This is a genomic window from Leekyejoonella antrihumi (assembly GCF_007845645.1).
In the GTDB taxonomy this organism is placed as follows: Bacteria; Actinomycetota; Actinomycetes; order Actinomycetales; family Dermatophilaceae; genus Leekyejoonella; species Leekyejoonella antrihumi.
On sequence record NZ_VCQV01000083.1, the window covers coordinates 1 to 5,288 of the forward strand.

Sequence of the window (5,288 nt, forward strand, 5' to 3'; positions counted from 1 at the left end):
GTGTCAGCAGCTGACCGACACCGAGACGACCTATCCTGGCACGAACCTCAAGATCGTCTACACCGTCAAAGACCAGCCTGACAACTCATGAACGATCCCACCATGTCCAGACCCCTGGGCCCCTACGGCAAGCTGTGCGTGCCGGTCCCACCGGAGAACCGCCTGGACGTTGACCTCGCACCGTTTCTGGCCGCTGCCCACGTCTCGTTACGCCGTCGGAGTGGCTCGCCAGCGGCCGCCCTGCTCGCGAAGGACGCCGAGACTGTCGAGGTCGGTATCGGGGATACATTTGCAGTTGGTCGTCACGATCCGACTGCGTTCCTCATACTCGCGGCTCTCTTCTATCGCCTACCGAAGGCGTGCCGGCGACGGGCGGTCTTTGCGCTTGCTATGACTACCTCTCACCCGGACGTGTTTTGGACCAAGCAGAACTGGATTCCTTCGCAAGTGAGCGCGACAGTTCGGAAGCGGCTGCGGTGGACCGAAAGCGACATAGCCGCGCTCCTTGGCGAGATAGACGAGAACGGCATCGATCGGGGCAGTATTGGCCAGGCCGTCTTTCACGTACTTGACCTAGATCAGGACCTCCGGAGAAAACTATCCAGGGCCGCACTCGATCCATCCCTTCCGGACCCCGCGCGATTCTGGGCTGCTGCGATCCTTCTTTATCTGGCAAGGGGAAGCGCCCCGGAAGTCCTCGACAACCTCATCGAGGCAGACCGAAAAAGTGGCAACGAGGACGTGCTCTTTTCTGTTGCGCATCATCTGGAGGAAGTCGAACACTTCGACTATCTGATCCAGTCAACTGCGGATTTTGGCTACGTGTCACTCTTCTAAAGCACCACTGTCCGCGAGTGACGCCGCCACCTTCCCAAGGGCTGTTGGCTCTCTGCCTGCGCAGAAGTCCACGAACGCGCGACACGCGCGCCGCTTGTGGTCACATCGGCGCGCGCCGCACCGCCTGGGCGACCGGTGCCTATACGCTCGTGAATGTTTCACGGCGGCGGCTTCGGGTACCGCGTGAAGAAGATCGCCTGGGATGTCCGGCTCGGCATGGCACTGAGGGGGTTGCCAGTGGGAGGACCAATGGGAAATGTGCGAAGGCCGTGGCCGGCCCGGCGGCCCCGCGCGGGCCAGCACCACGCTTGCCGAGACGCGCCCGCAGCCGATGGCCTGGCGGCGCTCCTGGTGGCCAGTGCCCGCGATGACGTGGAGGCCTTCGCCCAGTTCTATGACGCGACCGCGTGCCAGGTCTTCGGGCTGATGTCATCGATGATCGCCGATCGGGCGCACGCCGAGGAACTGACCGTACGAACCTACCGGCACGCACGACGCACTTGCCACCAGTTCGATGCGACCACCGACGATGCGATGGCATGGATCATGCGTCTTGCGCACCGACAGGCCATGTCGTGGATCCTGGCCGCCGAGCCGGGCGATCGCCGCATCCGGCATGCTTCTGCTCGCCGACGCCTTCGGACGGCTTACGCCGAACGACTCGCACGGCGGCGCCTGCGCCAGGCCGTGCCGCACTGGACCCGGGCCCAGCGGGCCGCGTTCGTGGCCTTCTACTTCGGGCGCTACACCTCGACCCAGATGGCCACACTGAGGTCGGTGACACCGACTGCGTGTCATCGATGACACGTGTGAGAGTGGACTCACGGCGGCCCCGCCCGGCCACCGGGCGCTAGGTCACGGCAGCGGTGCCGTCAGCTCAATGTTGATGTTGTCCGGGTCCTGAAACGACAAGATCGCCAGCCCGGCGTCGGCAAGATCAGTTACCTGCCCGTGCTCGATCCCGGCTTCGGACAGGGCCGTGGCGGCGGCCGCTAAGTCATCTCGCGAGGTCACGGTGAAGCTGAGGTGGTCCAACCCGGTGCGGTCCGCGTCAAATGCTTCGCGGCCGACCGGGCGTAAGCCGAACAAGGTGCCCTGCGGAGTTTGATACACCGTGCCGCCGTAAAACTTCTCCTGGGAGGTCCTCACTCCCGGCTCATCGATCTGATCGGAGGCGTCGATCGCGACCGGCCATCCGAACACCCGGTCGTAGAACTCCTTGGAACGGCGAATGTCAGTCACCGTCAACCGCACATGAGCGAAGCCGACACTAGAGATAAGAGGCATACCACCGACCGTACGGCGCGAGCATCAAAGACACCAGGGCCGACCACGCGGGTCAGTCTTTGATAGCGCACCCGCCTGCAGGGTCGATCCCTGGGCCATCAGCACCCAGAACCGGGCCTGCACCTCGATCATTTCCTTCTTCGAACGCATTTCGCACACCTCTCAAACTGAAGGGGTGTTGCGACGACCGATTGAACTCGCCATCGGCTTGCGGTGTGCCGTCATCGTCGTGGCCGTCCCGTATAGAACACCTCTGCGGAACGTCGGCCGGTGTGCTCGATGATCCGCCCGGTCCGGCTGACAATCGTCATATTCGTCGCCGATGATGGTTCCTCCTACGGGGTTCGTGGCGGCACGTTCGAGACCGCTCGTCCCCTGCCCTTTGGACCGACTCGGGGGCATCAGCGCCGACCCCACCCTGAGGCTCGCCCAATCATCACGGCCACGACCATGCGAGGGGCAATCGCGACAAGAATGAGCACACCATCAACTACGTAGCCGAGTGGCTGCCCGAAGAGGTCTTTGCCGAAGATTGCTGAAAACACCAGCAGGAGGATGATCCAACTCATCCACAGCCTGGTCCGCCGGACCAGTCGGCTAAATCTGCGGACTTGCCCCTCGTTGAAAGTCGAAGGGAGCAATGGTTCCGACGACCTGGCCATCGGGTGAGTGTACAAACTCACTCCTGCCGAGAACCGCCGAAACCTTCACCAGTCTCGGTTCACTTTTCTGGCGACGACCATCCGGGACAGAACCCGCAAGAACAGCTCCCGGTCGCCGGATCCCAGCAGCTGGGCCGCGACCTGGTAGCGGATCAGGAGTGACCGCCGGACCCAGCATGGCGAGCCTCAACTCGACCCCGCACCGTCGGTCAGGTCGAACGAAGCGGCCGCACGCTGGTAGTTTCGGGCAAACCTGCGGTACAGCCAGACCATCAGAGCGAGCGTGACGGCTTCCAGCCCGGCCAGGGCCAGCATCGCCCACCGCACGATCCCTGTATGCAGCACGGCGTTAACGACCTCTCCGGCCACCAGGAGGACCGCGACCCACACAATCCAGGGCCGCACCTGCAGCGTCCGCACGATGGCTGCCGCGACCGGCAGATCCTCTCGGGCGATCGGGCGGCCCGTCCGCAGCGCCTTGGAGACACGCGTTCGGCGCCGCATCGGGTAGGCCAGCGGCGCGCTGAACTTCGCCGACCGCAGCCGCCACGAGAACAGTGTCAACATGACCGCCAGCACTACGACCAGGATCCCGGCCGTGACCACGACCGCGTGCACATTGACCTGGCCCCGCCGGTGCCCGTGCGCTGGCCCGAACACCACGGCAATGACCACCCCCGCGGCAGCGCTGATGACCAGGACCGCAGCGATGAACACCAGTAGTAGGCGCCGACGACGCGTCACCGCGTGTTCCTTTTCTATGACCTCAGGCTCGTCAGCCACCGGCCCCACCTCCCCGTTTCGTCGTCATTGACCCAACCACGGATCTACGCCACCTGCCGAGAAATTCGACAACTGCCCTGTGCCGACGTCAAACCGGTCACCGGACCTCGCACCACGATCCGGGCGCACGCGCGCATGCGCGGACGCCGGACAAAGGTCCCACGCGCAGCAACTGTCCTCGCCCGGACTCACCGCTGGCATGCACTTCGCGCCGTGTGTGGATTCTGCAGAAGCCGTTCGCCGCCCCCTCTGGAACGGCGTAACGTCAGGTCTGTGGCGGCCCTCGATGTTCTGACGCTTGCGTTCAGCGCCTTCGGGATAGTCGCGGCCGTCTTCGCCTTTTGGACTCTGCTCCGCCGGCAGGACCCACTGCGGTCCAGGCGGCGCGGAGGCGATCGCAGGTCATCATGATCGATCGCCGGGCGTCTGCGTCGTCGTTCCATGACCATAAGTCGTCGGCATACGAGCGCCCTCGCGGTGAGTGCTGTCCCGCACCCCTCCGGGACACATTGGCTAGAAGCCCGAGACCGTTCGCCGTCACCGTAAGCCGATCGTCCTACGGACACAGTTCGGGAGGCAGATGTCCCGTGTGGAAGACCCCTGCGGGACGGATCGCTTCGTCCGCTGCTCGGCTTGGCAGATCCTCGGGTCGTCGCCGGTGATGGTTCCCCCTACAGTGAAGGATGATGACGGAACGCCAAGTGGAGCAACGAATGGAGACGGAAGCCGTGGTGACGAACTTGATCCAGCTCTTCGACAGGTGGGAGCGAGTTTGGCACGAAGGAGAGCTCGATCTTGTGGCCGACTGCGTCGGCCCTACCTATTGTCGACACGACGAAGGCGGCGACCGCATAGTGAGTCGTGACGCATACGTTGCCGAGATCGCCGCGGCTCAGAAGGCTCGCCCGAACACACGTTTCGTGATCTATGACCACGCCTTCACTGGCGATCGCGCCTGGTTCCGGATGACCCTGACGTGGACAGACCTCGAGTCCGCCGAGCCTCGAACGCGGGCAGGCTTTCAGTCATACCGGATCAATGACGGCAAACTCGCCGAAACGTGGCTCATGCTTCACGCCATCGGCACGGACTGGAACGATGAGGTCGCGCAAGATCACTGGACAAGTGTGCCGCCCCGAACCGGCCATTAGCAGCACAACGCCGGCCAGCAACGTGCGCGCTCCGCGCAAGGATCGTCTTGCGGTGCGCCGTCATCGTCGTGGGCGTCCCGTATAGAACACCTCTGCGGAACGTGGACCGGTGTGCTCGATGATCCGCCCCGTCCGGCTGACGATCGCCATATTCGTCGCCGGTGACCGTTCGACAAGTGGGACAGCTGGAAGGGCGAATCCTCGGTCCACCGTGGGCACCACATACTGGCGTCCATGTCGCTGTCCGCCGTGTCGCTGAATAACGCTGCCGTCGTCGTGTCTTGTGTCGTTCGAGGCGCCCATCGAAACCGTCTGGTCGGGACTGATCGATCCGGTCGTGCAGGCACGATGGCTGGGCACTGCCGTCGAGTCAGACATTAGGCCCGGCGGGAGACTGGTTGGTCGTCGACCACGGTGAAGGCTATCTGTGCCGCAGCGACGTGACCCCAGGGGTCTGGACATGGTGGGATCGTTCATGAGTTGTCAGGCTGGTCTTTGACGGTGTAGACGATCTTGAGGTTCGTGCCAGGATAGGTCGTCTCGGTGTCGGTCAGCTGCTGACACAGTC

At 63.7% G+C, this 5,288-nt stretch carries 8 protein-coding genes; 4 read left to right on the forward strand and 4 right to left on the reverse strand.

What is annotated here, in order from left to right:
• Positions 1 to 87 precede the first annotated feature (87 nt).
• Complete coding sequence (locus tag FGL98_RS24460; protein WP_146321413.1) at positions 88 to 837, forward strand: hypothetical protein; 750 nt, start codon at positions 88 to 90, stop codon at positions 835 to 837.
• 249 nt (positions 838 to 1,086) lie between these two features.
• Entirely contained in the window at positions 1,087 to 1,641 is a 555-nt protein-coding gene (locus FGL98_RS24465; protein WP_146321415.1) for a sigma-70 family RNA polymerase sigma factor, read from the forward strand.
• A 51-nt stretch (positions 1,642 to 1,692) separates the two neighbouring features.
• Here FGL98_RS24465 and FGL98_RS24470 read toward each other — a convergent pair whose 3' ends face one another.
• From FGL98_RS24470 to FGL98_RS24475, 4 genes are all read right to left on the reverse strand, one after another.
• Positions 1,693 to 2,124 (reverse strand): VOC family protein, encoded by a 432-nt coding sequence (locus FGL98_RS24470; protein ID WP_146321417.1) that lies wholly within the window; start codon positions 2,122 to 2,124, stop codon positions 1,693 to 1,695.
• A 24-nt stretch (positions 2,125 to 2,148) separates the two neighbouring features.
• A complete protein-coding gene (locus tag FGL98_RS26845; protein WP_281289215.1) occupies positions 2,149 to 2,274 on the reverse strand; it encodes a hypothetical protein in 126 nt (41 codons plus the stop codon).
• Positions 2,275 to 2,525: 251 nt separating this feature from the next.
• Complete coding sequence (locus FGL98_RS25655) at positions 2,526 to 2,693, reverse strand: hypothetical protein (protein WP_186526378.1); 168 nt, start codon at positions 2,691 to 2,693, stop codon at positions 2,526 to 2,528.
• A 279-nt stretch (positions 2,694 to 2,972) separates the two neighbouring features.
• The gene (locus FGL98_RS24475; protein WP_146321419.1) at positions 2,973 to 3,569 is read right to left on the reverse strand and encodes a hypothetical protein; all 597 of its coding nucleotides are present in this window, start codon (positions 3,567 to 3,569) and stop codon (positions 2,973 to 2,975) included.
• A gap of 713 nt (positions 3,570 to 4,282) precedes the next feature.
• Here FGL98_RS24475 and FGL98_RS24480 point away from each other — a divergent pair.
• A complete protein-coding gene (locus tag FGL98_RS24480) occupies positions 4,283 to 4,720 on the forward strand; it encodes a nuclear transport factor 2 family protein (RefSeq protein ID WP_146321421.1) in 438 nt (145 codons plus the stop codon).
• A 283-nt stretch (positions 4,721 to 5,003) separates the two neighbouring features.
• The gene (locus FGL98_RS27320) at positions 5,004 to 5,138 is read left to right on the forward strand and encodes an SRPBCC domain-containing protein (protein WP_186526379.1); all 135 of its coding nucleotides are present in this window, start codon (positions 5,004 to 5,006) and stop codon (positions 5,136 to 5,138) included.
• Positions 5,139 to 5,288: the final 150 nt, after the last annotated feature.

What these genes read in the sequence shown, in the direction of transcription:
- FGL98_RS24460 (WP_146321413.1), top strand. Translation starts at nt 88, where the DNA reads ATGAACGATCCCACCATGTCCAGACCCCTGGGCCCCTACGGCAAGCTG.
- FGL98_RS24465 (WP_146321415.1), top strand. Translation starts at nt 1,087, where the DNA reads ATGGGAAATGTGCGAAGGCCGTGGCCGGCCCGGCGGCCCCGCGCGGGC.
- FGL98_RS24470 (WP_146321417.1), bottom strand. Translation starts at nt 2,124, where the DNA reads ATGCCTCTTATCTCTAGTGTCGGCTTCGCTCATGTGCGGTTGACGGTG.
- FGL98_RS26845 (WP_281289215.1), bottom strand. Translation starts at nt 2,274, where the DNA reads ATGCGTTCGAAGAAGGAAATGATCGAGGTGCAGGCCCGGTTCTGGGTG.
- FGL98_RS25655 (WP_186526378.1), bottom strand. Translation starts at nt 2,693, where the DNA reads ATGAGTTGGATCATCCTCCTGCTGGTGTTTTCAGCAATCTTCGGCAAA.
- FGL98_RS24480 (WP_146321421.1), top strand. Translation starts at nt 4,283, where the DNA reads ATGGAGACGGAAGCCGTGGTGACGAACTTGATCCAGCTCTTCGACAGG.